A 24,906-nucleotide genomic window follows, 5' to 3' on the forward strand; every position below is an offset into this window, starting at 1 on the left:
GTATGGCAACCGAACACTGGTTCCGCTGGCACCACAGCACGGTCACAGATCCCAAGCTGCGCACCATCGCTTCTCGTGCATCTGCGCGCTTGTCACGCAATGTCACGGTCGGTCACGTCGTCGCCGTATGGGCGGCGATGATGGAGAACGCGTCACAGGCTTCGCCTCGCGGCGAGCTGTCCAACTGGTCGGACGAAGACGTCGGCGTCGCCCTGGACATCCCGGAGGATGAGGTCAAAGCAATCTTCGATTCGATGCAGGGAAAGACGCTCGATGGCGATGAGCTGATGGCGTGGAAACGTAGGCAGCCCAAGGCCGAAGACGCTTCTGCCGCTGCACGTAAGCGCGCTCAGCGCGAGCGAGATAAGTCACATGACGATACGGCGCGAGCGATTGAGTCACGACTTGTCACGGCAAGTCACGACAGAGGAGAGGAGAGGAGAGAAGAAGAGAAAGAGCAAGAGCAGGTGCCGCCAGCTTCGCCGTCGGCCGCTGCACCGGCAGTTGCTCCGGTCGAGCAGGGCACGGGCAAAGCTCCTCGTCGTCAGGGCACGCGCTTGCCGGACGACTGGCGTCCGAGCCAGGACCTGGTCGCCGCTGTCCGCGAGGAGCGTCCCGATGTAGACCTGCGCACCGAGACGGCGAAGTTCCGCGACCACTGGCACGCGAAGGCAGGAAAGGATGCGACGAAGCTCGACTGGGACGCGACCTACCGGAACTGGATTCGCAACGCCCGGAAGCCCAACGGGTTCGGGCAGCGCAATGAGCCTGAGCGCCATCGCCAGGAGCTGCGCCGATGAACATGCGCGAATCCATCGCGACGGGCCTACGCGTTCCGCCTTCCTCCGTGGAAGCCGAGCAGAGCGTGCTGGGTGGCCTGATGCTGGCCCCGGATCGCATCGACGCCGTGTCGGCGCGGCTCGAGGAGGACGACTTCTACCGCCGCGACCACCGGATGATCTACCGCGCCATGGTCCAGCTGGCCGCCCGTGGCACGCCGTGCGACGCGATCACCCTGGGTGAGTGGTTCGTCCGGAACAACTTCGACTCGGTCGACCCGTCGTACCTCATGACGCTGGCGAACGACACGCCGAGCGCGGCGAACATCGAGGCGTATGCCCGCATCGTTCGCGAGAAGTCCATGCGCCGCCGCGTGATCGACGTGGCCACCCAGATGGTCGAGCAGGCCTTCGGTGTCGAGCAGGACGCGACCGAGCTCGTGGACGGTGGCATCGCTCAGCTGATGGGCATGCAGCACATCGAGCAGAACACCGAGTACACGCTGCGTCAGGCCCTGACGATCGCCTACGAGGCGGCGGAAGCGGCCAAGGCGCGCGGCGGCAAGATCCCCGGTATCCCGACCGGCCTTACCGAGCTCGACGACGTGCTCGGCGGCCTGCACAACTCCGACCTGATCGTGATCGGCGCGCGGCCGTCGATGGGCAAGACCGCGCTTCTGCTGAACATCGGCCTGGGCGATTCCAGCGGTGCGGGCCTGTTCTCGACCGAGCAGCCGGTGGTGCAGATCGGCTCGCGCATCCTTGCGATCGAGGGTGGCGTCAATGCCTCACGGCTGCGCAACGGCTCCCACGACGAGGAAGACCTCGGCCGCATGGCGAACGCGGTGGGCCGTCTGGTTGAGCGCGAGCTGCTGATCTGCGACCGCGCCGGACTGACCATCGGCGAGCTGCAGCGCACGGCCCGCCGATGGAAACAGAAGTACGGCATCAAGCGCCTGCTGGTCGATTACGTGCAGCGCGTGAAGGGCAACGACCCGCGCATGTCTCGCATCGACCAGGTGGGCGAGGTTGCCGTCGGCCTGAAAGACATTGCGCGGGAGCTGAATATCCCTGTCGTGGCGCTGGCTCAGGTGAACCGTGAAGTGGAGAAGCGCGAGAACAAGCGTCCCAATATGGGCGATCTGGCCAACTCCAGCGAGATCGAGAAGGAAGCCGACCAGGTCCTGATGCTGTACCGCGACGAGGTTTACCACCCCAACTCGCAAGACAAGGGCATCGCCGAGATCAGCGTCGAGAAGAACCGCCACGGCCCGACCGGCTTCATAAAGGCCGCGTGGCAGGCCGAGACGATGCGCTTCCGCGACTTCGCGCCGTACGGGGGCTGGGATGACTGACCCGCTGCTCGCGCGCATCGAGGCCGACCGCCGGCGCTATGACAGGGAGCGCGAGGACAACCGTGCCCGCTTTCCGTTTGCGATGTCGATGGTCGATCCGCTGCGCGAGGCAGGGCTTTCGCCGAAGTTGAAGCATGCCGTGAACGCTGCCGGCGAAGAGATCGGCGCGCCGCCGAAGCCCATCGGCCTGCCCGTGGACGGCGACAAGCTGGCGCGCCTCCCCGAATACGAAGCCTTCTGGCGGCGTTTCTACGGCAAGCAGAAGGACAGCCCAGCCGCATACCGCGAGCGCATGCAGCGCGCCATCAAACCCGGAATGGGAGATCACTGAATCCATGGCAAAGAAGAACAACGCGAAGTCGCTCGCCCCGTCGGCCAACGCCGAGTGGGACGTCTGGGGAGCCTTGTGTGGCTTCACGAGCTGGGCAGCCGCCGCGTCCGCCCTGGGTATCACCACGCAGGCGATCATTACCGCGCGCAAGAAGCCGGTGCGGAGGACGATGCGCCTGGCCATGGACGCCGTCCTATCGGCCCGTGCTCGCATCTCCGATGGGGTCATTCGCGGCTGGATCGAACGGCACGACCTTGAGGGCTGCCTGTGCATTACCGATGCGCGCGCCGCCGTCTCCGACGCCGCATCGCTCCACTCTCTGCTCGCCGATTCGAGTGCGTCCTCGTGAAGCGCACGACGCCGCTCCGCAGGACACCTTTCCCAGCACGCCGCTTCGCGGCGATGTCCACTGTCCGCCAGGCCGCCAAGGCCGCGCAGGAGAATGGAAAGGCCGTGGCCATCAAGCCCGCACTGAAGCGCGGCCGCAGCACCGGCACGCCCACGAAGGCCCAGAAAGCCCGCTGGGATGACATGCGCACCCGAGGCTGCGTGGCCTGCCACCTGAACACCGTCGACCACGGCATGGCCCGCGCGAGCTACGCGAACGACCTGGAGATCCACCACCTACTGTCCGGTGGCCGTCGCCGCGGGCACGACTTCACCGTGTGCCTCTGTCACTACCACCACCAGGGCAAGCGCATGCCTTATGCCGATCACGGGTATGAGGAACACGCCAAGGTGTTCGGCCCGAGCTTTGGCCGCGAGCCGCGCCGCTACCGTCAGTTCTACGGGACTGACGACCAGCTGCTGGCATACCAGCAGGTCATGCTCGAGCGCGCGCCTGTGTTCGGGCCGGAGGCGTCATGGTGAAACGACTCTCCGACGCCGCTCGCGTCCAGGCATACATGCGCCGGGGCGGCCGCATCGACCAGCGCGATGGCGTTGTACTGGTGACGTTGGACGGGATGCGTCTCAAGGGTGGGCAAAACGCGCGCGAGCACTGGCGAGCCCGCGCGAGTCGCACAAAGCGAGAGCGGGACGCGGCAAAGTTGATGCTCGTAGTTGCACGGCGGCCGGCGCTCCCGGTCGTGGTGCGTCTGGTGCGCATCGCTCCGCGTAAGTTTGACGACGACAACCTATCTGGCGCGTTCAAGGCCATCCGTGACGGCGTAGCTGATGCCTACGGGATTGCCGACAACGACAAGACGGTGATCCGCTTCGAGTACGACCAGGAGCGCGGCGCTCCGCACGAATACGGCATCCGGATCGAGGTATCGCCGGCATGAAGGACGATCGCCCGCTGGCGGAGCAGGCGCGAGATTCAATCCTCGGCCTGGCCGTGCTCGCCGTGCGTGCGCCCACGATCCACCGCATGAGCCTGCAGGAGCTGGAAGCCTACGCACTCCTGCTGAAGGCCGGTGCGTCAGACCTTAACGGTGCGATCCATCGGCTGGACCGACTGATCAGGCAACAGAAAAAGAGCGGTGCCGCTGGCGCCGTGCACGACACGCGGAAGTAACGAAGGGGAACACCATGCGACGCAGTAGCGACCTTGAGGCAAGGCTCACCGAGTGGGCAAATGAGTACGGCGGTGGACGCCACGAGAACATCGGCTGGCAGGGAGTCTCGCCGCTCGCCAGCGTCATCAAGTATCACGGTCGAGCTCCTGAGGGACTAAACCCGGCGCGCGTGGTAACGAATGGCGCAGCCGATGAGGTCGAGGAAGCTGTGCGCGCCCTTGGGTCGCAGCGATCAGGCGTCATTCCCGCCGCTGTGTTGCGCTGCGAGTACAACGCCAGAGAAGTTGGTCGCGAGGTTCGTATTCAGCGGCTTGCTCGCGTCGGGTGCCGGATCACGGGCACGGGGCGCGGGCGAGAGGCAAGATATTGCCAGCATCTGCGCACGGCCAAGGTATACGTTGCTGGACGGCTGAGGCTGCCGTTCGATGAGATGCTCGCGGATGAGGATGCGATCGACATGCTCGAGTACATCGTGCAAACGGGCTCTTGATTAATTAACAAAATTCGATTTTTATGTAAGCGTCGAACATCAACTATCACACGAAGCCCTGGCACCCGCTGGGGCTTTTTCGTTTTCGTCCCGCCGCGGGGACGATCGGCCGGAACGCTGCCTCCCCTCAGCGTTTCGGCCAACCTATTCCGGAGCATCCCATGGACGTCGCCACCTTCAGCCGTGCAGCGGGTATTCCGCTCGTAAGGGCCAATGTGTGGGCACCGCCGGTGTTGGCAGCCATGGCACGCTTCGATATCACGACGCCCACCCGCCAGGCCGCCTTCATCGCCGAATGCGGTCACGAGTCGGCCGGCTACATGTACACCCGTGAGGTGTGGGGACCGACGAAGGCGCAGGCTGGCTACGAAGGTCGCGCCGACCTTGGCAATACGAAGAAGGGCGACGGCTCGCTGTTCCGTGGGCGAGGGCTGATTCAGATTACCGGACGCGGCAATTACGCCGCCGTTGGCCGTGGGCTTGGTGCCGATTTGCTGTCGAACCCGGCGCTGCTGGAGCGCGAGGACTACGCCGCGCTCTCCGCCGCTTGGTGGTGGAAGGCGAACGGCTGCAACGCCCTTGCCGACCGCGGCGACTTTCTGGCGCTGTCCATCCGTATCAACGGAAAAAATAAGGATGGCTTGCCGAACGGATGGGAGGATCGGCAGCGCCGCTGGACGATCGCGAAGCGCGAACTGGGTGTGCAGTGAACGAGATGCCGCCGGCCCAGTCGGCGATCGAATGGATCAGGCTGCTGGCCGTATCGGCATTCGCTGCCGTCGGCGGTGTCACCGGCGCGGTGCTGCGTGCCATGGATGCAAAACAGCCGATCTCGATCACAGGCGCTCTCATCGAATTTATGGCAGCGGGGTTCGTTGGAGCCCTGAGCGGCCTTCTCTGCTCGGCGTGGGGACTGAGCATCGTGTGGACCGCCTTCATCGCCGGCACCTTCGGCATGCTGGGCGCCCGGGCAACCATCCAGGTGATGCAGCGATTCGTCTGGCAGAAGCTCGGGCTCAACCGGAGTTCGCAAGATGACAAACCTGCTGAGTAGCGGATGGTCGATCGTCAAGGACAAGGCTCGTCTGATCATCGAGTACGTGCTGATCCTCTTCATCATCGTGCTGGGCGTGTATGGCACGGTCGCGTATTTCCGTACCAAGGCGCTCACCGAGTCCACGCTGTCTCTCAGCGAGAAGCTTGGGAGGGTGAGCGGGACGCTCGACCAGCAGGTGCAAGCCAATGCCGACCAGGACGTTGCCATCGCCGACCTGGCACGCCTGCGCAAGATCGACAGCCAGGCGCTCGAAGGCCTGCATCAGGAACTGGACAAGGCCGACACCAAGGGTGACACGTTGCGCCAGAAGGTGCGGCAGCTGGAGAAAACGAATGCTGATGCGAAAGCCCTTCTGGACACTGCCGTGCCTCCTGCTCTTGGCTGCGTGCTCGATGGCACCCCGTGCCCCGGCTCCGGTAGTGACAAGCCGAACGGTGGTGCAGCAGGCCCGCCCCGCTGACGAGCTCCTGAAGCTCTGCGATGCGCCCGTGCTGGTTCCCTCACGCAGCGTGCGGGACATCACGGACAACAGCACCGCGAAGGGCGTGGCATTCGATAAGTGTGCGGCGCGCTTCCGCTGCTTGGTGTGGTGGATCACGACTGCAAACCGCGAGACCGCACCAGTCGAGTGCCGGACCGACTGATGGGCGGCACGCGAAGACCGGCCACGGCCTCACGTGGCTACGGTGCGAAGTGGCAGACGGCGCGAGCGGCGTTCCTCGCGACCCATCGCTTCTGCGTGATGTGCCACCCAACCGGCGCACCGACGACCGAGGACATTGAGCGGGGCCACGTGGTTGAGGCAACGGTGGTCGATCACATCAAGCGTCACGGCCTGCGTGCTGCACAGGAGAGTGGCGACCCGGCACGCATCGCGCAGGCCCAGCACCTCATGTGGTCGAGGTCGAACTGGCAGCCGCTGTGCGAGACGCACCACAACGCGACGAAGCAGAGGATGGAGAGCCGGGGCTACGAGGTAGGCGCACGCGACGACGGTCTGCCACTCGATCCTGGGCACCATTGGAATCGATGACGCCCTGCATCAGCCCGGGCGCGAAACTGAATGAAATGTTAAGCTCCGTTCAGGTTCGGCCGCCGACCGACGCCCGGGGTGGGGTAGGGGGTCCGAAAGTTCAGACGACCTCGCTGCTGACCGCCTGCCCTCCTTTTTCCGCAGCGAGCCAGAATTCAGGACTTTTTTTGTGAGGGGTCGAACCGCCACACCCGATGCCTTGAAGAAGGCTCGCGGCACCGCGCGCAAGAGTCGGGCGAAGGCTGCCGTACCAGCGCTGCCGGTAGCCGGGAGCCAGCCGCCGCCGAAGCATTTGAGCAAGCTCGCCGCCGCGGCCTGGCAGGTTTACTGCCCGCTGGCCACCAGCATGCGCGTGCTCACGCAGGGCGACCTGCTGACGCTGGAGCGCTTATGCGAATGCTCGGCTGAGGTGCGCGAACTGACCGCCGACGTGAAGAAGTCCGGCCGCACGTACATGACCGAGAACGGGCTGATCAAGGCCAACCCCGCGGTTGCCATGCTGGCCGACGCCGACCGACGCCTGCTGGCCTATCTCACCAACTTCGGAATGACTCCAGCGGCCCGATCAAAGGTCGCGCCCACTGGCGATGGTGAAGAAAAGAACCCCAACGACGAGTTCTTCGGCGGCGTCCACTGACCGGGCGACCGAGTACGCGAAGAAGGTCGCCGCCGGTAAGATTCTGGCCGGGCCCGACATCCGCAACGCCTGCGCGAGGCACCTGCGCGACCTGAAGAGCGGCGCGAAACGCGGCCTCACATGGGACGCGGAGAAGGCCGGGCGCGCAATCCGTTACTTCGAGAAGGTGCTGAAGCTCAACGGCGGCGAGTTCGAGGGCAAGCCCTTCATCCTGCTGGCCTGGCAGGCATTCATCGTCGGCAGCATCTTTGGCTGGATGGGCGCGAACGGCTTTCGCCGGTTCCGCGAGGTCTATGTCGAGTCCGGCAAGGGCTCGGGCAAGTCGCCACTGGCCGCTGGCGTGGGCATGTACTGCCTGACGGCGGACAACGAGCCGCGCGCCGAGGTGTATGCGGCGGCGACGAAGAAAGACCAGGCCATGATCTTGTTCCGCGACGCTGTCGCGATGCGGGAGCTGTCGCCGGACCTGCGCACGCGGCTCAAGCCGTCGGGCACGGGCGAGAAGGTCTGGAATCTCTCGTACGAGGCGGCCGGCGCGTTCTTCCGGCCCATCTCGGCCGACGATGGGCAGTCCGGTCCTCGCCCGCACTGCAGCCTGATCGACGAGGTGCACGAGCACAAGAACGGCAACGTCATCAAGATGATGCGTGCCGGTACGAAGGGGCGCCGACAGGCGCTCATGTTCATGATCACCAACTCGGGCCACGACCGGACGTCGGTCTGCTACGACTACCACGACTACGGCCGCAAGGTATGCGCTGGCCTAGCCGAGGACGACGCGTTTTTCGCGTTTATCTGCTCCCTGGACGAGGGTGACGATCCGTTCAAGGATGAAAGTTGCTGGGGCAAGGCGAACCCTTCGCTGGGTGAGACCTTCTCGCCGCAGTACCTGCGCGAGCTGGTGGTCAAGGCCCGCGGCATGCCCTCACAAGAGAGCGTGGTCCGTCGGCTCAACTTCTGCCAGTGGGTCGAATCGGACACGCCGTGGATCGGCGCGGACGCATGGCTGGCCTGCGAAAAGGATTTTGCCGTCGAGGCCATGCGGGGCGAGGAGTGCTACGGCGGACTCGATCTTTCCGGCACGCGCGACCTCACGGCACTGGCGCTGTACTTCCCACGCATGAGGCGGGCGGCCGTCGAGTTCTGGACGCCAGGCGACACGCTGGAGGAGCGCGCGAAGCGGGACCGGGTGAATTACGGGCTCTGGCGTGACCAGGGACACCTGCATGCGCCGCGTGGCAAGGCCGTTGATTACACCGTAGTCGCTGAGCGCCTGGGTGAGTTGGCGGCGCTGTTCGACATCAAGGCGATCGCGTTCGATCCGTACCGCATCAAGTACCTCGAGCCTGAGCTGGAGCGTCTGGGCATCGACGTGAAGCTGGTTTCGCACGGGCAGGGCTTCGCCAAGTCCAGCGAGTCCGGCCTGTGGATGCCGCACAGCATCGAAACGCTGGAAAGCGACCTGGGCGACAAAGATATCCAGATCAAGCCGAACCCGTGCCTTCGCTGGAACGCCGCGAGCGCGGTCCTCGAAGCCGACAACAAAGACAACCGCATCTTCGCCAAGAAGAAGGCAACCGGCCGCATCGACGGCGTGGTCGCGCTGGCGATGGCGCGCGGCGCTGCCGAGGATCTTGCCGACGATGGCGACCTCGATGGCTTTTTCAGCAACCCGATCATGGTGGGTACGTAATGCACGCAGTCGTGGCCTTCCTCATTTTGGTGGTAGCGGCCCTGGCGTGCCTCGTCGGCGGGGTTTTCCTGCTGGCCGGTGCGGGTTGGGCGCTGATCACGATGGCTGTGGGCCTCCTCGGCATCGCTGGCGTGCTTCGCCGCGGTATGGGGACGTAAGCGATGGCTGATGGTTCCTTCCTGGGCGCGCTGGCGCGCGGCGCCGCGCCGACGCCGTTCAGCCATACCGACCTTGTCGATCAACGTCCCAAGCGCGGCATCTTCGCCGCGCTGAGCGACTGGCTCGGCAAGAGCATTGGTCTGTCCGACACGGCGTTCTGGCGCGAGTGGGCCGGGACGTCGGCCAGTGGCGAGCCGGTGACGATCAATCGATCGCTGCAGCTGTCCACGGTGTGGGCCTGCGTGCGGCTGATCTCCGAGACGGTGTCGACGCTGCCGTTGCGGGTCTACCAGCGCATGCCGGATGGCACGCGGCAGCCGGCGACGTCGCACCCGCTCTACCGCCTACTCAGCCTGTCGCCGAACGCGGAGATGACACCGGCGCGCTTCATGCTGCTGGTGGTGGCGAGCATTTGCCTCTGGGGCAACGCATTCGTCGAAAAGCGCTATATCGGCACCCGGCTGGTGGCACTCGATCCACTGCTGCCACAGAACATGACGGTCAAGCGCCTGGCCGACGGCTCGCTGGAATACACCTACACCGCGGCCGGTAAGCAGCGCGTCATTCCCGAGCGCACGCTCATGCATATCCGCGGCTTCGGGCTGGACGGTATCTGTGGCTTGCAGCCCATCCAGCAGGGGCGCGAAATCTTCGGCTCCGCCGCCTCGGCCAACAACGCCGCCGCGGCGATCTTCGCCCAGGGCATGCAGGCGTCCGGCTTCCTGAGCGCCGAGAACGCGCTGGGGAAGGAGCAACGCGAGCAGATCCGCGACAGCCTGGCGAAGTTCGTCGGCTCCAAAAGCGCCGGCAAGCTGATGGTTCTGGAAGCGGGGATGAAGTACCAGGGCATCACGATGAACCCGGAAGCGGCGCAGATGCTGCAGACCCGCGGCTTCAACGTCGAGGAAATCTGCCGCTGGTTCCGTGTTCCGCCCTTCAAGGTCGGGCACATGGACAAGGCGTCCAGCTGGGCCAGCAGTTCGGAAGCGCAGAACTTGTTGTTTCTGACCGACTGCCTCCGTCCGGTGCTGGAGAACATCGAGCAGGAGGTCCAACGGTGTCTGATGACGCCGGCAGACCAGGGCGTCTACTACGTCGAATTCTCGGTCGAGGGACTGCTCCGAGCCGACAGCGCCGGCCGCGCGGCCTACTACCACGCCGGGCTCAACGACGGCTGGATGAACCGCGACACGGTGTGCACGAAGGAAAACCTGCCGAAGCCGCCAGGCGGTGAGATCTACACGGTGGCAGCGAACCTTGTTCCGCTAGACCAGCTCGGCAAGCAGCCCAGCGGCAGCGAGCAGGCCCGCGGCGCCGTCGCGTCATGGCTGGGCATGGACCGCATCGAGAGTGCGCTGGCCAAGCTAACCGCGGCCGCTGACTCGACTCACCGCGACGTCTCGTCGCTTCACTGACCGGAGACACCATGAAGAACCGCCACCTTCCGGCCGCGCCGGAGGGCGCCGTGCGCTCGGGCGTCCGAAGCGAGCTGTCGCCCCTCGCGCTCGAGCGTTGGAACGCCCGGGTGTTCGCCGCGTCCGACGACGCCAACACCATTTCTATCTTCGACCCCATCGGCTACGACCCGTGGACGGGCGACGGCGTCACGGCCAAGCGGATCTCCGCGGCCCTGCGCAGCCTCAACGGCGCCGACGTGACGGTAAGCGTCAACTCGCCCGGTGGCGACATGTTCGAAGGCCTGGCGATCTACAACCTGTTCCGCGAGTACGAGGGCCAGGTGACCATGAAGGTGCTGGGTGTGGCCGCCTCGGCGGCTTCCATCATCACCATGGCCGGCGACGAAGTGCAGATCGCCCGCTCGGCCTTCCTGATGATCCACAACGCCTGGGTCGTGGCCGTCGGCAACCGCAACGACCTGCGGGATATGGCCGACACCCTCGAGCCCTTCGACCGGGCCATGGCGGACATTTACGCCGCGCGCACGGGTCAGGACATCAAGGCCATCCAGAAGCTCCTGGACAACGAGACCTGGATCGGCGGCAGCGATGCTGTGTCCCAGCGATTCGCCGACGACCTGCTCGCTTCGGATGCCGCGAAGACTGGCGACAAGACGAAGGCTTCGGCGCGCATGGCGCTGCACCGGATCGACGCCGCCCTGATCAGCGCCGGCCTTTCGCGGGCCGAGCGCCGCAGCCTGATCAACGAGTTCAAGTCCGGCATGCCCAGCGCTGCCGGATCGGATGACACGCCTGGCGCTGTCGTCTCCGGTACGCCGAGCGCTACCGATCAACCGGGGCATTCGCCCAACCAGCAAGCCAGTTTCGAAGCCGCTTTGTTCGGCCTCGTCGTGGCGCCCAGCACCGTCCACACCGGAGAGACCCACGCATGACCACCATGACCAACGAGCAGCTGCTCGAAAAGGTGACCGCCGCCCTGACGACGGCGACCACCGGCTTCCAGAGCCAGGCCGAAAACGCCCTGAAGGAAGCCAAAAACGCCGGTAGCCTGTCCCAGTCCACCAAGGACGCCGTCGACAAGGCGCTGACCGAGATCGGCACGCTGACCACCGCTCAGAACGCGCTCACCGAGCAGCTGTCGCAGGTCGAGCAGAACATCGTGCGCAGCCAGAACGGTGGCGGCGAGAAGAAGGTGAAGAGCTTCGGCGAGCAGGTGCTGGCCTACGACGGCCTGGCCGACTTCGCCGCGCGGGTGAAGAGCAACGAGCGATGCCGTGTGAGCGTGCCCGTGCGGGCCGCGTTGCTGACCGGCGGCCTCGGTGCCGGCGTGATCGAGCCCGATCGCCAGTCCGGCACGCTGGCCACGCCCAAGCAGCGCCTGTTCCTGCGTGACTTGGTGTCCAGCGGCCGCACGACGTCGAACGCGATCAGCTGGATCCAGCAGACCGGGTTCGTCAACAACGCTGGAGTGGTCGTCGAGAGCACGCGCAAGCCGACGTCGACGATCAATTACGCCCTGAAGATGACACCGGTGGCTACGATCGCGCACATCTTCAAGGCCGCCAAGCAGGTAATGGACGACCTGCCGCAGCTCGCCAGCGACATCGACGTCGAGATGCGTTACGGGCTGAAGTACGCGGAGGAGCAGCAGCTGCTGTTCGGCGACGGCACCGGGGCCAATCTGCACGGCATCGTGCCGCAGGCCACCGCGTTTGCGCCCGGCTTCACCGTGGCCGAGCAGACCCCGATCGATGACATCCGCCTGGCGATGCTGCAGGCCCAGCTGGCCCGCCTGCCGGCCAGCGGCACGGTGCTCCACTTCATCGACTGGGCGAAGATCGAGCTGACCAAGGACAGCCTCGGACGCTACATCCTGGCCAATCCGCTGGGCCTGCTCGGCCCGGTCCTGTGGGGCGTGCCGGTGGTTGCCACCGAGATCGCCGCTTTCGTCGGCAAGTTCCTCACCGGCGCCTTCCAGGGCGGTGCGCAGATCTATGACCGCGAGGACGCCAACGTGGTGATCGCGACCGAGAACGAAGACGACTTCGTCAACAACCTGATCGCCGTCCGTTGCGAAGAGCGGCTCGGCTTCGCGGTCAAGCGCCCCGAGGCCTTCATCTACGGCGCGCTGACCCAGTCGGCCGCTGCTGGCGCTTAACCCTTCACCCACCATGAGCGGTCGGCCATCGCGCTGACCGCTCCGCGAGGACACCATGGAACTGATTGCGAAGAAGCCGATCCTGCTCGGCAAGAACGTTATCTCGGACGGCGAGAGCTTCGAGACCCACGACCAGCACGGCAAGGAGCTGATCGACAAGGGCTACGCCGCGCTCAAGGGCGCGACCACTGCCGCACCGCCGGTTGGTAATGGCGAGGCCGAACTGAAGCCCGGCGAGAAGTTCGTCGCGGGCAAGGCGACCGACGTCATCGCCTCGATCGAAGGCACCGACAAGGAACTGCTGACGGAGGCGCTGGAGGCCGAGAAGGCCAAGGGCGACAAGCAGCGCAAGGGCGTCGTCGAAGCACTGACGGCAGCCTTGGAAGCCTGACGTGCTGCTCACCGATGACCAGGCCCGGGCACATGTTCGGGCCAGCAGCGACGAGGACGTCGCGGTCTACCTCGGCGCCGCCGAGCAGGCCGCGGCGGACTTCCTCGGGCGGCAGGTTTACCCGACGCCTGAGGACATGGCTGCCGCCGTTCTGGCCGGCACGTCGGGCGACGATCCCATGGTGGTCAATGACGCGATCAAGGCGGCCGTGCTGCTGATCTTCGGCCACCTGTACCGCAACCGCGAAGACGTCATCACCGGCGCCTCCGCGGCGGCAGTCGTCATTCCGATGGGCTCGCGCACACTCCTGTGGCCCCATCGCGTGGGCCTTGGCGTATGAGCCTGGCCGCTGGGGAAATGGTGCATCGGCTCCGTGTCGAGGAGCTTGTACAGGCGACCGATCCGGACTACGGCGGCCGTGTTGGCAATCCCGAATGGACGCTGGTCGCCGAGGTGTGGGCGAAGCGCACGAACACGCTTCGCGCCACAGCGGAGGCGCTGGCCAGCGGCACGACCATCGCGCCCGTGCAGGTCCGGTTCGACATGCGCACGCGTCGCCTCACTGCCGCGATGCGCCTGGTGGGAGTCAAGGGCGACCACGACGGTGTGATCTACGACATCCAGAACATCGGTATCAGCAACGACCGCAGCGAGATGGCCGTGCTCTGCACATCTGGAGCGTCCAATGGCTGACCTTGATCTCGAAATCGACGGACTCGCCGACCTCGAACGTCGCCTCACCGAGATCGCAGGCCCGGGCGCTCGCCGGGCCCTCTCGAAGGGTCTTCGGCAGGGGACCAACGTCGTCCTGAAGGAGGCCCGGCGTCGGGTTCGTAAGAAGACCGGCGCTACGGCGAAGGCCACGCGCACGAAGAGCCAAGGTCAGCAGGGTCAGGACATCACTTATTCGGTGACCACTAATTACGTCGGCCGCTTCCTCGAGCTGGGTACCTCACAGATGCCGGCCTACCCATTTCTCAGGCCGGCGACGGAGGCTTCGGCTCAGTTGGCCGTTCAGATCATGCGTGACGTGACCCTTGCGGCGATCGAGATCGAGGCATCGCGGAAATGAGTGTCGAAACCGCGCTTTACGCCGCGCTCAAAAACCTCGCGCCGACTTTTCCGACCCTCGCACCGCAGGGCACGACAGCGCTTCCCCGGATCACCTATCAGCGCGTAGCCGGCGGTGACGCTAGCACCTATGCGGGCGACGGTATGGGCGCGACGAACGTGCGCGTGCAGGTCGACGTGTGGGCATCCGACTACCCGGCTGCCAGGAAGCTCTCTGATCAGGCGCGCGCCGCCCTGTATGCGGCGCTGGCCGTTGGGCAGGTCACAGACAACCCGTCCGATTACGAGTCGGACACCAAATTGCACCGGGCGTCGTTCGACGTCGAAGCCTGGGAATAACCACCGCTACCGCGGGACCTCGCCGGCCATGCCGGTACTTTGAAGCCACCTCCGGGTGGCTTCTTCTTTTTGGAGACCAACATGGCAGTCAATAAGGCCAAGAGCACCCAGTTCCGCAAGGTCGAGGTGAGTGAGACGGGCACCGCGCAGGGCACCTGGACGAAGATCAGCCAGACCAGCGACGTGACCCTTTCGACCGGCTCCGCGCAGTTCCTGGACGCCACCAACTACGACAGCACGACGAAGGAATACATCGCCGGCCTCGACGACGTTGGCGACCTGAATATCCCATTCCAGCGCGTGGTCGACGATGAGGGCCAGAACATGGCGCGCGACGCGTCGTTCGAGCGCCCGCGCCCGACGCTGTATTTCCGCTTGACCACCGGCCAGGGCGAAGTGATGACCTTCGAGAGCGAGGTCGGCGGATGGCAGGTCGGCGGCGCCGCGAACACGGTCGAAACCGGCCAGTTCACCGTGCGCCCGCGCAACATCGTCTGGACCGGACCGGTGACGCCGTAATGGGAAAGCTGCTCACGAAAGACCAGATCCTCACGGCCGACCGGAAGAAGTTCGAGGACGTCGAAGTGAAGGAATGGGGCGGCACCGTTCGCCTGCAGGAGCTGTCGGCGAGCGACCGCGATCAATGGGAGGCCGAGCAGATCATCGTCAGCGCCGACGGTGCCGGCGCGAAGTTCAATCCGAAGCATGCTCGCGCCCGCCTTGTCGTTCGGTCCCTGGTGGATGAAAACGGGCTCCGGCTTTTCAAGGACGATGAGGTTGCATCGCTCGGCAGCCTGGCCGCGTCGACGATGCAAAAGCTGTTCAACAAGGCGCGCAAGCTGAACGCTATCAGCGCCGAGGATATGAAGGAACTGGAGGGAAACTCCGAAGCCGCCCCGAGCGCAGGCGGCTCTTCGACCTCTGCGAGCGCTTCGGCGTAGCTCACCCCTCGATCCTTCTCCGACAGCTCACATCGAGCGAGCTGTCGGAGTTGATCGCCTACAGCGAGCTCCATCCCGTTTCACCCGGCCTCGAAAAGATGCTGGCCCGGGTAGTCCAGGTGTCGGCGATTGCCGGCGGCGTGAAGGTGGGCGACGAGCCCATCCCCTTCGCGGACCATCTCATCCGTAAGTACCCCAACGAGAACTGACCTTGGCGACCATCGCGCAAATCCGTGCCGACCTGGTCGGCTCGAGTGCAAGCTTTCGTGCGGAGATGATCGCCGGCCAGCGGCAGGCCAACCAGTCGCTGGCCGCAATCCGCACTGACGTGAAGGCGACGGCAGATAGCCTGCTGACCCTGAATAAGGCGGCGGCCGGCTTCGTGGGCTTCGAGGCCATCAAGGCGGGCGTACAGAACCTTCTGGACGCGCAGAAGGCTGCTCAGCAGATCCATTATTCGCTCTTGAGCGCCACCGGTTCCACGACGGCGGCCGATGCCGCGTACCAGCAGGTTGCGGCGACGGTCGAACACCTGGGCCTGGACCTGCAATCCTCGGCGCTGGGCTTCAGCTCCATGTCGGCAGCGGCGAGTGCCAATGGCGTCGCCATGAAGGATCAGGTTGCGCTGTTCGACGGCTTGGCCCGCTCGTCCACCGTCCTGCACCTGTCGTCGGATCAGACGGGTCGCGCGATCACCGCGCTGAGCCAGATTTTCGGCAAGGGCAAGATCCAGGCCGAAGAGCTCCGTCAGCAGTTGGGTGACGCCATTCCCGGCGTAGTTCCGCGTTTCCAGGCCGCCGTGCTGGCGATGACGAAGGGCACGGACCTGGCGGGCAAGTCGTTCGACCAGTTGCTGCAGTCCGGCGATCTGACCGTGCAACGGTTCCTGCCGGCGCTCGTGCAGGCTCTCAACGACACGGGGAAGGGCGCCGAGCAGGCGGCCGGCGGGCTCAACGCGTCGATCAACCGCCTCTCGACCGAATGGTTCAAGCTGAAGACCGACCTGTCCGGCGGGCTTTTCTCCGACGTGGCCATCGGCAGCATCGACCTCGTCGCGCATAACCTGGAGAACTTGGCGGATATCGCCGGGATCACTGGCGGCGTGATCGTCGCTCGCTTGGCCGGTGGAGGCCTAGGCAAGGCCGCGGCAGGCGCCTCGGCGCTCGTGCAGCAACAGCAGGAGGCGCGCGCTGCGGCGCTCGCCGCCACAGAACTGGCTGCCGCCGAGACGGAAGCGGCCGGGGCCGAGATCAAGCAGAACGAAGTCGCGCTTCGCGGCGTCACCGTGGCGCGGGAGCAAGCCCTTGCCGCACGAGACGCGGCGTCGGCCGCCCTGCAAAAAGCGATCGCTGACAACGAGGCCGCGCAGGCCACGCTCAACCACCAGCGCACGGCGGCAACGCTTTCGGCCAACCTTCGGGCCCAACGCATCGCCACTGCGGATGCCGCTGCAGCGCAGGCGGCGCTTACGCGAGCGCAGGTGCAGTACAACGCATCGGCGCAGGCCAGCATCGCCCTGAAGGATCAGCAGATCGCCCTTGAGGGGGCTCTGTTCCGCGCACGTGGCGCGGCGACGATCGCCACCGAGGCCGAGGTGGCCGCCGAGCGGCAGCTTGCCGCAACGGGCGCTGGAGGGCTTCTCGCGCGTGGGGCTGCGGGCCTTGGGAGCGTCGCCCTGGGCCTCGTGGGAGGGCCGTGGGGTGCCGCCGCGCTGGCCATCGGTGCCGTCGGTTATGCCATCTACGACACCCAGAAGCGGTCGGAGGACTACCGCCGGGAAACGCAGGAGCAGGTGCAGTCGCTTCAGCAGCTGCGCGAGCAAGCCGAGCAGGCGGCCAAGTCGTTTGGCACCCTCGACAGTTCCATGACCATTCGCCAAGGCATTGAGCAGTATCAGCAGGACAGCCAGGCGATCGCGGGCCAGAGGAAGGAACTGGAGGCCCTGGGCGAGCAGGCCGATGCAATTCGCGCCCGGATTGCCAGCCGAAGCAACGGCACGGCCGGCGGCGCGTTCGCTAACCTTTTCGACCAGCGCGAGCTCGAGCAGGTCACCGACCGCATCTCGCAACTACAGGGCCAGATTGGCCCAGCTGCGTCCGCCGTCGACGCGCTCGGAAACAAGATGTCCGGGGTGCTCGCGCCGTCCATCGACTCGGTGAAGCACGCGATCGACCAGCTCGCGAAAGGGAAGCCGCTGCTGGACGTGATCTTCGACCTGTCGGCCGGCGCCGACAAGGGCATTGCCGCGGCCGATACGGCGCTGGCCAGCGTCCGCGCTGGCATCGCCCAGTTCCAGACGGGCACCAAAGCGCTGACGGACAAGGCCGCGACCGATGGGCTCAACAACGTCCAGAAGGCGCAATACGAGTACCGGCAGCGTCTGGCCGACATCGCGAAGCTGCCGGCGGGGTTGCAGGACAAGAACCGGGCGGAGCTGACGTCTGCCTACGCGACCAACGTACAGGCAGCACAGCAGTTAGACGCCGCCGACGCCGCGAAGAAGGCAGCGGCAGCAGCCGAAGCGCAGGCACGCCAGTGGAAGACGCAGGCGGATAGCCTCAATCAGTCGCTGCAGCAGACCCACAACGAGCTGACGGCCCAGCTCGGCAGCACGCAGCGCCTGACCCCGGCCGAGAAGCAGTTGCAGGACATCGTTGGCGGCACGAGCGACGCATACAACCACGCTGGCGCCGCGCTCAAGGCGAAGATGCTGGCGCAGGCCCAGGCCAACGCCGAGCTGTCCAAGTCAATCGTGCTTCAGCAGCAGGAGGCGGCGGCTACGGCACGCAGCACAGCGTTGCAGGAGCAGCTGGCGGCGCGTATCCAGCGACAGACCGAGGCCAACGACGTCGCCTCGACGAGCGTTGGCCATGGTCAGGAACTCACCCAGCAGTTGCAAGACGAGCTCCGCATCCGGCAGGAATACGACCGGCAGCGGCAGCAGTACGACAAGGAGGCCGGACGTCTCCCGGCGGGCACGGCAGGCGCGATCGGTTCGAGCCAGTACGACAACGACATTGCACGCATGCAGGCCAGTCAGCTGCAAGAGCTGGCGATCTACCGCGCCGGTGTCCAGCAGCGACTGGACGCTGAGCACGACTGGCGCAACGGTGCTCAGGCGGCGTTGGAGGACTACGCCGCATCCGCCGAAAACGCTGCCGGCCAGACGCAACAGGCATTCTCCAATGCCTTCGGCTCGCTGGAAGATGACCTCGTCAAGGGCAAGCTAAACTTCACCAGTTTCACAAACTCGGTGATCGAGGACATTTTGCGCATCCAGGTGCGCGGAGGACTCGGCCAACTCGCTCAGTACGGAACCCAGGCGCTGGGTTCACTCTTCGGGTACGACGCCTCGGGTGGCGCAGGACAGTCGAGCTACAACGCAATCGGCGCCGTGACACACGTGGCGTTTGGCGGTGGGCGCGCGACCGGCGGACCGACAGCCGGCGGTACGCTGTACGAGGTGGCGGAAAACGGCCGCCCTGAAATTTACCAGTCGGGCGGCCGCACTTATCTCCTGTCCGGTCAAGATGGCCACGTCACTCCGGCTGGCTCGGCCTCGGGCGCTTCGTCGTCTGCAGCGGCTGCCCCGGTAATGAACTTCACCTTTGTGGACAACGTAGGCGTGAAGGTGACGCCGCGGCAGTCCAGCGGACCAGGCGGAGGCTTGAACATGGAATTCATCATCGACGCGGTGGACGCTGGCATGGCCGACCGTGTAGCGAGCGGGCGCAGTCGAACGGGTAACGCACTGGCTACGCGCATGAACACTAGTTTGGCGGCGGGTCTTTGATGGCAACCATTCCCTCATGGCCGGCGACGCTGCCGGCTCCAGCGATCGACGGCTATAGCGCCAAGCCGAAGCCGACCTTCATTCGGACGGACATGGACAGCGGCCGCGCGCGCAATCGGCGCCGCTTCGTGACGGGCACTACTGAGTTCCAACAGCGGTTCCGGATGACTCAGGATCAACTGGCAATCTTCGAGGCATGGTTCGAAAACGAGGCATTCGGCGGCGCGGCCTCGGTCTTGATGCCGGTTATCACTGGGCAGGGCAAGATCATGGTGCAGTGCGATTTCACCGACACCTACCAGCGCGCGGCCGTCCCTGGCTCGAAGTTGCACGACGTGACGCTCTCCTTGTCGACCTACGCGAAGCTGGTGCCCAATGGCTGATTTCTCCGAAGCCATGAAGGAGGCGTTCGCCTCCAACCCGCGCGGCGAGGTGATTCTCGAAACCATCGAGTTCGTGCATCCGTCGTTCGTCGACGACGACAGCAGCCCGACTGCGATACGCTTCGTGCGTGACGGCTCCGACCTGTTCGCAGCGCTTGAAGCTACCGCGCCCGTCCAGGCAGGACAGACCGTCCAGTTCACGGCCTTCCCTTTCGACGTCGTGCTGCCCGGGTTCGAGGAAGGGCAGACCCCGACCCTTACCATCACTGTCGACAATGTCGGTCGCGAGATGACGGCGCAGCTGGAGGCCGCCACGCAATCGTCCGACCCGATCATCGTGATCTACCGTCCCTATCTCCTGACCGACCTGTCCGGACCACAGATGGATCCGCCGATACAGATGACCGTCCTGAAGGCCACGGCCGACCTGATGAAGGTCAGCTTCACCGCCACCTTGGACGACGTGACCAACGTGCCATTCCCGCGGCGCCTGTACACGCCCGACGACTTTCCGGGGCTAGTGCGATGACGCCGGCAGAGGTACGCCGATATGTCGGCTTGCCCTATCTGGCGGGAGCGGACGGCCCAGACGACTACGACTGCCGTGGGCTCGTGCGTGCGGTCCTCCGGGAGCATTTCGGCAAGGACGTGCCAGCCTTGCCCGTCGGTGGCGATCTCGGCGCGCTGTGGGCGGTCTCGGTGGCCTCTGGCGAATGGGAGACCGTCCACACCCCGCAGTCTGGCGATGCCGTCGTCATGCGCGGCGGGGATGATCCTCACGTAGGCATCTACATCGAGGCCGGCCGCGCTGGTGTTCTCCACGCTTTCGAGGCGGCTGGCCAGGTTGTTTGGACGCCCATGGACCGGCTACGGCTGCTCGGGTTCTCGCGCCTTTCCTTCGTCCGGTGTCACGCGACCGTGGCATAATCTCGCGACAGAAACAGGGGAGTTTCATGCGCATAATCACGGTTGTTGGCCTTTCCATCGTGTGCACAGCCTGCGCGACGCCTGAAAAGGTGGCGAGGACTGATCCAGGCGGCGTCATCCTGGTACAGCGGTCCGTCGATGAGTTCGTCGCATGCGCGATCCCGAAGCTCGTCGATGTCTGGCCGAAAATGCATATCGAAGATATCCGCGATGGAAAGCGGATCGTTGCGGAAGGGGAGGGTTTCGGTCCCGTCCCCGCGGTCGCTGACGTGTACGCGTCCCCGGTAGGAACGATGGTGGAGGTCCGATGGGGGCCTGGGAAATCTAACGGCGTGGTCAGGAAGCTGGCTTCCTGCGGATAACAAAACAAGCAGTTTTTGAAATTGAGGCCCGCCATGTGCGGGCCTTTTCTTTTGGAGTTTCGATGCACGCAACGTTCGTCCACGTTCGCGATCCGTTCCGGCACCACGTGAATCGTCACGCGCACCGGGTGAGTCGGCGTACGCGCATCGACACGCTTCTGCGTCAGCAGGGGCTGATCGTGGGTCGCGGTCGGAATATGCGCCGTATCTCGCCCTTCGTCGTGGCGAGCGGCTCGAGCGATTTCTTGCTCGAGAAGGAGTGGAGCCGGTGCATCGCTGACGGGGAACTGATTACCGTGGTGGCTTTGCCGAAAGGCGGAAGCGCGCTCCGGACAGTCGCGCTTGTCGTCGTCGCGATCGTGGCCACGTATGTCAGCGGCGGCGCGCTGGCTGGAACTTTCGGCTCAGCTTTTGCCGCTGGCGGCGCGGGCGCGATTGCAGCGGGTGCGTTTGTAACCATCGCGGGCGCGGTGCTCGTGAACGCGGTCCTGCCTCTGCCCAAGCCTCCGGCGGGAACCACCGACAACAAGAGCGGTGCCTACGGCATCGGCGCAAAGAACAACTCCGCTCGCCTTCTTCAAAGCATCCCGGTCATGTACGGTCGCTTTAACGTGACGCCTGACTATGCGGCGTTGCCCTACACCGAGTTCCAGGGCAACAACCAGACCCTCTATTCCCTTCTTGCCATCACGCAGGGTCAGATCGCAGACCCGCAGATTCGCATCGGCGACACGCCGATCGATAGCTTCGACGAGGTCGCCTACGAGATCATCCCGCCTGGCGGGACCGTGACCCTGTTCCCCGACAACGTGGTGACCAGCGACGCGGTGCAGGGCCTGGAGCTGAAGCGGCCCAGCGAGGGCGGCGACTGGATGGGCCCGTACGTCACCAACCCGGCTGGAACGGTTACTCGGCAGCTCGCCGTCGATATCGGGTTTGCCAGCGGACTCTATCGGATCAACAGCGACGGCAAGGAAAGAACGGCGCTCGCCCGGTTCGAGGTTCAATATCAGCAGATCGACGACAACGGCAACGCGGTCGGCGCATGGACATCCGTGCTCAGCCGAACGGTGGAAAGGGATGACCGAACGCCGGGCCTCTTCGACAGCTACCCGCTTACCGTTCCGGAGGGGCGATACCAAGTCCGCGCGCGTTCCTATGACACTGACCAGGGCGGCGGAACGGTCGTCAACGCAGTGTCGTGGGTGGGCCTGCGCGCCTACCTCCCCAGCAAGCGGACCTATGGGGACATCACGCTTCTTGCCGTTCGGATCAAGGCCACCAACAACCTCAACTCGACCACGGCCAAGGCGATCAACGTCACGGCGACCCGCATGCTTCCGGTGTGGACGGGTGCTGCGTGGACCGCGCCGCAGGCAACGCAGAGCCCGGCGTGGGCCATTGCCGATATCCTGCGAAACACCAGCTACGGACGCGGCTGGGCCGACAATCGGCTGAACCTCGTTGAGCTCACCAGGCTGGCTGGCGTGTGGGCCGCTCGCGGCGACACCTTCAACGGCGTGTTCGATACCAAGACGTCGCTTTGGGACGCGCTGTCGGCGGTCGCGCGTGTCGGCCGCGCCGTGCCCATGTACTACGCCGGTGTCGTGGACATTATCCGCGATGAGCCGCGAGACGAGGTGCCGCTGGTCATTACCCCGGACAAGATCGTCGCCGGCAGCTTCTCGATCGATTACGCTTTCCCGACGCAAGACACGCCAGACCACGTGGTCGTCACCTACATTGACGACCAGACCTGGCAGGCGCAGACCGTGGTGTGCGCGCTCGGCGGCAGCCCTAAGCTAAAACCGAAAAACGTCACGTTGATGGGCGTGACCTCGCGTGATCAGGCGTTCCGAGAAGGCATCTACATGGCCGCGTGCAATCGCGACCAGCGGAAATTCCCTTCACTCAGCACCGAGATGGAAGGCTACATTGCCAAGTACGGCGACCTTGTCAGCGTAGCCCATGACGTCCCCGCCTGGGGGGAGTCGGGCGTGATCGAGGCCTACGATCCCGATACCCTCACGCTGACCACGAGCGAGCCCACGCAGTGGTTCGTGGGACAGCAGCACTATGTGCGCCTGGCACGGCGCAACGGGTCACAGGACGGGCCATACCTGGTCACCAAGGGCGCCGACGACTTCGCGCTCGTGCTGCACGGCCTCACGGACGCGCAGAAGGCTGCATTGTGGGTTGGTGACGGCTTCAGCGAAGACCGCACGACGTATCAGTTCGGACCCGCGAGTAAGGAGAGCCAGGAGTGCCTGGTCATCAAGTCCCGGCCAGACGGCACCGGTAAGGTCCAGCTGTCGCTGGTGAACTACGCGTACAGCGTTCACGTCGCCGAGAACGACGTGAACGTGCCGCCGCCGGGATCCGGCTCGCTCCTGCTCGACCAGCCTGCTGCTCCAGCTGTCGGTGGCGTGGGCGTCAAGCAGGACCCCGATACGCAGCTGGTATGGCTGTACGTCGACCCAGTGCCAGGCGCCGTGATCTACGAGTTCCAGGTTTCGTACGACAACGGGTTGACCTGGATCAGCGTCGGTATCGTCAGGACCAACAGCATCCAGGCACGCATCCCGGGCGGTACATGGATCGTCAGGGCGCGAGCCTACGGCGCAGGCGGGATCGGTGGACCGTGGAATCAGAGCCCGGTGAACGTCCCGGGGCTGCCTCCCGTCCTCGGCACGCTGACGAACTTCGTCGCGACGCCCATGGTCATGTCGATTCTGCTCACTTGGCAGCTGCCCGACCGCTTGAATCTCATTGGCGCCGACGCCGTCGAGATTTATTTCGGGACCAGTCCCAACCGCGCACAGGCGGCGCCCCTGGCTACGGTCGCCATCCCAACCAACAGCTACACGCTGAACAACCTCAAGGCAGGCGTCGAGCTATATTTCTGGGCTAGGGTTCGCGGCAGCGACACCGGCAACTACGGTCCGGAAATAGGACCGATTCACGGCGAGAGTAGCAGCGATGCCGCGCAGATCCTCGACTACCTGACGGGAAAGATCACCAGCTCGCAGCTGGCGCAGGATCTTCTCGCTAAATTCGATTCGCTCGACCAGCTGCAGGCCTTCATCCAGGCGCCGGAGTGGGCCTCTGGCACGGCGTATGCCATCGCCAAGATCGTCGGTCATGGCGATCGCCTGTATCGCGCCGTCCAGGCGGTGCCCGCGAACGGTCCCGAGCCAGGCACCGACCCTACCTACTGGCGAGACATTGGCGCGCGAGTTCAGACGGCGGCGGGGTTGGTCGGCTCGATCTACGACACGAATCTGCAGGTGCAGAACCTTGGCACCACCGTGCAGGCTACGGCGTCGCGCACCGATGCCGTGTTTGCCCAGCTCAACCCGAAGTCGATTGGCGAGCTCACGGACGCATCGGACGGCTATGCCGGCAACATGACGACCATGCCGAGCGCCGGGTACTACAGCTATGTCATCGCGCAGGTTCAGAACGATCGTGCTCTCGGGGACCGGATCGATACGGTCAGCGCGACAATCGGCGGGTACACGGCGCAGATCCAGACGATCGCTCAGGCCACGGCGACGCTGGACGGAAAGGTGTCGGCGAGCTACTCGATCAAAACGGAGGTCGCTGCCAACGGCCAGCGTTATCTCGCCGGTATCGCCATTGGCGTCGACTACGCTGGTGGCGTAGTGAACTCGCAGGTCCTGGTCAACGCCGGGACATTCGCAGTATTCGACGCAACGAGCGGCTCGTCGAGCGCGCGCATCCCGTTCGTCATTACCGGCGGACAGGCCTTCATCGACGATGCTTTTATCCGAAACGCATCGATCACAACTGCGAAGATTGCGTACCTTCGATCGGCCGCAACTGACTCGTCAGGCAACCCGCTGTGGGAGATCGATCCTAATGGCCAGCTCATCATGCGCGGCTCAGGCAATGGCTGGAGAATTGAGCGCGACTCCACCGGAGCGCGGCTGTACGGCGCGAACGGTGTCCTTCGCATGCGCTGGGGCGCCTGGTAATGCCAGTCGGATTTGAGACCTACAGTGCGACGGGCGTGCCGGTCATCTCCTTCACGGACCGAATCGGGAGA

Annotated in this window: 32 protein-coding genes; all 32 read left to right on the plus strand. The window is 65.1% G+C overall.

What is annotated here, in order from left to right; all coding sequences use genetic code 11:
* Positions 1 to 2 precede the first annotated feature (2 nt).
* The 32 genes from FA85_RS21170 (at position 3) to FA85_RS21190 (ending at position 24,835) form a co-directional block, all read left to right on the plus strand.
* Entirely contained in the window at positions 3 to 800 is a 798-nt protein-coding gene (locus FA85_RS21170; RefSeq protein WP_051943789.1) for a hypothetical protein, read from the plus strand.
* On the plus strand, positions 797 to 2,134 hold the full coding sequence (gene dnaB, locus FA85_RS17230) for a replicative DNA helicase (RefSeq protein WP_036114501.1): 1,338 nt from the start codon (positions 797 to 799) through the stop codon (positions 2,132 to 2,134). The genes FA85_RS21170 and dnaB overlap by 4 nt, the downstream gene beginning before the upstream one ends.
* Complete coding sequence (locus FA85_RS17235; protein ID WP_036114499.1) at positions 2,127 to 2,465, plus strand: hypothetical protein; 339 nt, start codon at positions 2,127 to 2,129, stop codon at positions 2,463 to 2,465. The genes dnaB and FA85_RS17235 overlap by 8 nt, the downstream gene beginning before the upstream one ends.
* Before the next feature lie 4 nt (positions 2,466 to 2,469).
* Positions 2,470 to 2,814 carry a hypothetical protein gene (locus FA85_RS17240; protein ID WP_036114495.1) on the plus strand — a complete coding sequence of 115 codons (345 nt, stop codon included), beginning with the start codon at positions 2,470 to 2,472 and terminating at the stop codon, positions 2,812 to 2,814.
* A gap of 53 nt (positions 2,815 to 2,867) precedes the next feature.
* The gene (locus FA85_RS21175) at positions 2,868 to 3,335 is read left to right on the plus strand and encodes a Ref family recombination enhancement nuclease (RefSeq protein WP_051943788.1); all 468 of its coding nucleotides are present in this window, start codon (positions 2,868 to 2,870) and stop codon (positions 3,333 to 3,335) included.
* Complete coding sequence (locus FA85_RS22235; RefSeq protein ID WP_051943786.1) at positions 3,329 to 3,751, plus strand: hypothetical protein; 423 nt, start codon at positions 3,329 to 3,331, stop codon at positions 3,749 to 3,751. Before FA85_RS21175 ends, FA85_RS22235 begins: the two co-directional genes overlap by 7 nt.
* The gene (locus tag FA85_RS17255; protein ID WP_036114494.1) at positions 3,748 to 3,984 is read left to right on the plus strand and encodes a hypothetical protein; all 237 of its coding nucleotides are present in this window, start codon (positions 3,748 to 3,750) and stop codon (positions 3,982 to 3,984) included. The genes FA85_RS22235 and FA85_RS17255 overlap by 4 nt, the downstream gene beginning before the upstream one ends.
* A 14-nt stretch (positions 3,985 to 3,998) precedes the next feature.
* Entirely contained in the window at positions 3,999 to 4,475 is a 477-nt protein-coding gene (locus tag FA85_RS17260) for a hypothetical protein (RefSeq protein WP_036114492.1), read from the plus strand.
* 161 nt (positions 4,476 to 4,636) lie between these two features.
* Entirely contained in the window at positions 4,637 to 5,185 is a 549-nt protein-coding gene (locus FA85_RS17265; RefSeq protein WP_036114489.1) for a glycoside hydrolase family 19 protein, read from the plus strand.
* A 5-nt stretch (positions 5,186 to 5,190) separates the two neighbouring features.
* Positions 5,191 to 5,529 carry a phage holin family protein gene (locus tag FA85_RS21180; RefSeq protein ID WP_239740002.1) on the plus strand — a complete coding sequence of 113 codons (339 nt, stop codon included), beginning with the start codon at positions 5,191 to 5,193 and terminating at the stop codon, positions 5,527 to 5,529.
* Positions 5,510 to 5,992 (plus strand): hypothetical protein, encoded by a 483-nt coding sequence (locus tag FA85_RS17275; RefSeq protein WP_051943780.1) that lies wholly within the window; start codon positions 5,510 to 5,512, stop codon positions 5,990 to 5,992. Before FA85_RS21180 ends, FA85_RS17275 begins: the two co-directional genes overlap by 20 nt.
* A 183-nt stretch (positions 5,993 to 6,175) precedes the next feature.
* Entirely contained in the window at positions 6,176 to 6,565 is a 390-nt protein-coding gene (locus FA85_RS17285) for a hypothetical protein (protein ID WP_036114485.1), read from the plus strand.
* 169 nt (positions 6,566 to 6,734) lie between these two features.
* Entirely contained in the window at positions 6,735 to 7,202 is a 468-nt protein-coding gene (locus tag FA85_RS21185; protein ID WP_051943778.1) for a phage terminase small subunit P27 family, read from the plus strand.
* Positions 7,153 to 8,895 (plus strand): terminase large subunit, encoded by a 1,743-nt coding sequence (locus tag FA85_RS17295; RefSeq protein ID WP_036114484.1) that lies wholly within the window; start codon positions 7,153 to 7,155, stop codon positions 8,893 to 8,895. Before FA85_RS21185 ends, FA85_RS17295 begins: the two co-directional genes overlap by 50 nt.
* Entirely contained in the window at positions 8,895 to 9,053 is a 159-nt protein-coding gene (locus FA85_RS22240; protein WP_197056577.1) for a hypothetical protein, read from the plus strand. The genes FA85_RS17295 and FA85_RS22240 overlap by 1 nt, the downstream gene beginning before the upstream one ends.
* 3 nt (positions 9,054 to 9,056) lie before the next feature.
* Positions 9,057 to 10,469 carry a phage portal protein gene (locus tag FA85_RS17300; RefSeq protein ID WP_081907530.1) on the plus strand — a complete coding sequence of 471 codons (1,413 nt, stop codon included), beginning with the start codon at positions 9,057 to 9,059 and terminating at the stop codon, positions 10,467 to 10,469.
* Between the two features lie 11 nt (positions 10,470 to 10,480).
* Complete coding sequence (locus FA85_RS17305; protein ID WP_051943776.1) at positions 10,481 to 11,404, plus strand: head maturation protease, ClpP-related; 924 nt, start codon at positions 10,481 to 10,483, stop codon at positions 11,402 to 11,404.
* Positions 11,401 to 12,630 carry a phage major capsid protein gene (locus FA85_RS17310; protein WP_239739835.1) on the plus strand — a complete coding sequence of 410 codons (1,230 nt, stop codon included), beginning with the start codon at positions 11,401 to 11,403 and terminating at the stop codon, positions 12,628 to 12,630. The genes FA85_RS17305 and FA85_RS17310 overlap by 4 nt, the downstream gene beginning before the upstream one ends.
* 55 nt (positions 12,631 to 12,685) lie before the next feature.
* Positions 12,686 to 13,021, plus strand: a complete 336-nt coding sequence (locus FA85_RS17315; RefSeq protein WP_036114482.1) for a hypothetical protein — start codon at positions 12,686 to 12,688, stop codon at positions 13,019 to 13,021.
* Position 13,022: 1 nt separating this feature from the next.
* A complete protein-coding gene (locus FA85_RS17320; protein ID WP_036114480.1) occupies positions 13,023 to 13,361 on the plus strand; it encodes a head-tail connector protein in 339 nt (112 codons plus the stop codon).
* Positions 13,362 to 13,378: 17 nt separating this feature from the next.
* Positions 13,379 to 13,714 carry a phage head completion protein gene (locus FA85_RS17325; protein ID WP_036114478.1) on the plus strand — a complete coding sequence of 112 codons (336 nt, stop codon included), beginning with the start codon at positions 13,379 to 13,381 and terminating at the stop codon, positions 13,712 to 13,714.
* Positions 13,707 to 14,093, plus strand: coding sequence for an HK97-gp10 family putative phage morphogenesis protein (locus tag FA85_RS17330; protein WP_036114476.1), 387 nt, complete (start codon positions 13,707 to 13,709; stop codon positions 14,091 to 14,093). Before FA85_RS17325 ends, FA85_RS17330 begins: the two co-directional genes overlap by 8 nt.
* Positions 14,090 to 14,431: a tail completion protein gp17 gene (gene gp17, locus FA85_RS17335; RefSeq protein WP_036114475.1), complete on the plus strand. Its 342-nt coding sequence runs from the start codon at positions 14,090 to 14,092 to the stop codon at positions 14,429 to 14,431. Before FA85_RS17330 ends, gp17 begins: the two co-directional genes overlap by 4 nt.
* Before the next feature lie 81 nt (positions 14,432 to 14,512).
* Complete coding sequence (locus tag FA85_RS17340; RefSeq protein WP_036114473.1) at positions 14,513 to 14,950, plus strand: phage tail protein; 438 nt, start codon at positions 14,513 to 14,515, stop codon at positions 14,948 to 14,950.
* A complete protein-coding gene (locus tag FA85_RS17345) occupies positions 14,950 to 15,372 on the plus strand; it encodes a phage tail assembly chaperone (RefSeq protein WP_036114470.1) in 423 nt (140 codons plus the stop codon). The genes FA85_RS17340 and FA85_RS17345 overlap by 1 nt, the downstream gene beginning before the upstream one ends.
* A gap of 50 nt (positions 15,373 to 15,422) precedes the next feature.
* Positions 15,423 to 15,581: a hypothetical protein gene (locus tag FA85_RS22000; protein ID WP_156108766.1), complete on the plus strand. Its 159-nt coding sequence runs from the start codon at positions 15,423 to 15,425 to the stop codon at positions 15,579 to 15,581.
* Between the two features lie 2 nt (positions 15,582 to 15,583).
* Entirely contained in the window at positions 15,584 to 19,165 is a 3,582-nt protein-coding gene (locus FA85_RS17350) for a phage tail tape measure protein (protein WP_036114467.1), read from the plus strand.
* The gene (locus tag FA85_RS17355) at positions 19,165 to 19,548 is read left to right on the plus strand and encodes a hypothetical protein (protein ID WP_051943774.1); all 384 of its coding nucleotides are present in this window, start codon (positions 19,165 to 19,167) and stop codon (positions 19,546 to 19,548) included. Before FA85_RS17350 ends, FA85_RS17355 begins: the two co-directional genes overlap by 1 nt.
* Positions 19,549 to 19,561: 13 nt before the next feature.
* A complete protein-coding gene (locus tag FA85_RS17360) occupies positions 19,562 to 20,077 on the plus strand; it encodes a DUF1833 family protein (RefSeq protein WP_197056578.1) in 516 nt (171 codons plus the stop codon).
* On the plus strand, positions 20,074 to 20,475 hold the full coding sequence (locus FA85_RS17365; RefSeq protein ID WP_036114463.1) for an NlpC/P60 family protein: 402 nt from the start codon (positions 20,074 to 20,076) through the stop codon (positions 20,473 to 20,475). Before FA85_RS17360 ends, FA85_RS17365 begins: the two co-directional genes overlap by 4 nt.
* Before the next feature lie 26 nt (positions 20,476 to 20,501).
* A complete protein-coding gene (locus FA85_RS17370; protein ID WP_036114459.1) occupies positions 20,502 to 20,837 on the plus strand; it encodes a hypothetical protein in 336 nt (111 codons plus the stop codon).
* 197 nt (positions 20,838 to 21,034) lie between these two features.
* On the plus strand, positions 21,035 to 24,835 hold the full coding sequence (locus tag FA85_RS21190) for a phage tail protein (RefSeq protein WP_197056579.1): 3,801 nt from the start codon (positions 21,035 to 21,037) through the stop codon (positions 24,833 to 24,835).
* The last annotated feature ends 71 nt before the right edge of the window (positions 24,836 to 24,906 follow it).

It is taken from the genome of Luteibacter mycovicinus (genome assembly GCF_000745235.1).
Lineage (GTDB): Bacteria > Pseudomonadota > Gammaproteobacteria > Xanthomonadales > Rhodanobacteraceae > Luteibacter > Luteibacter mycovicinus.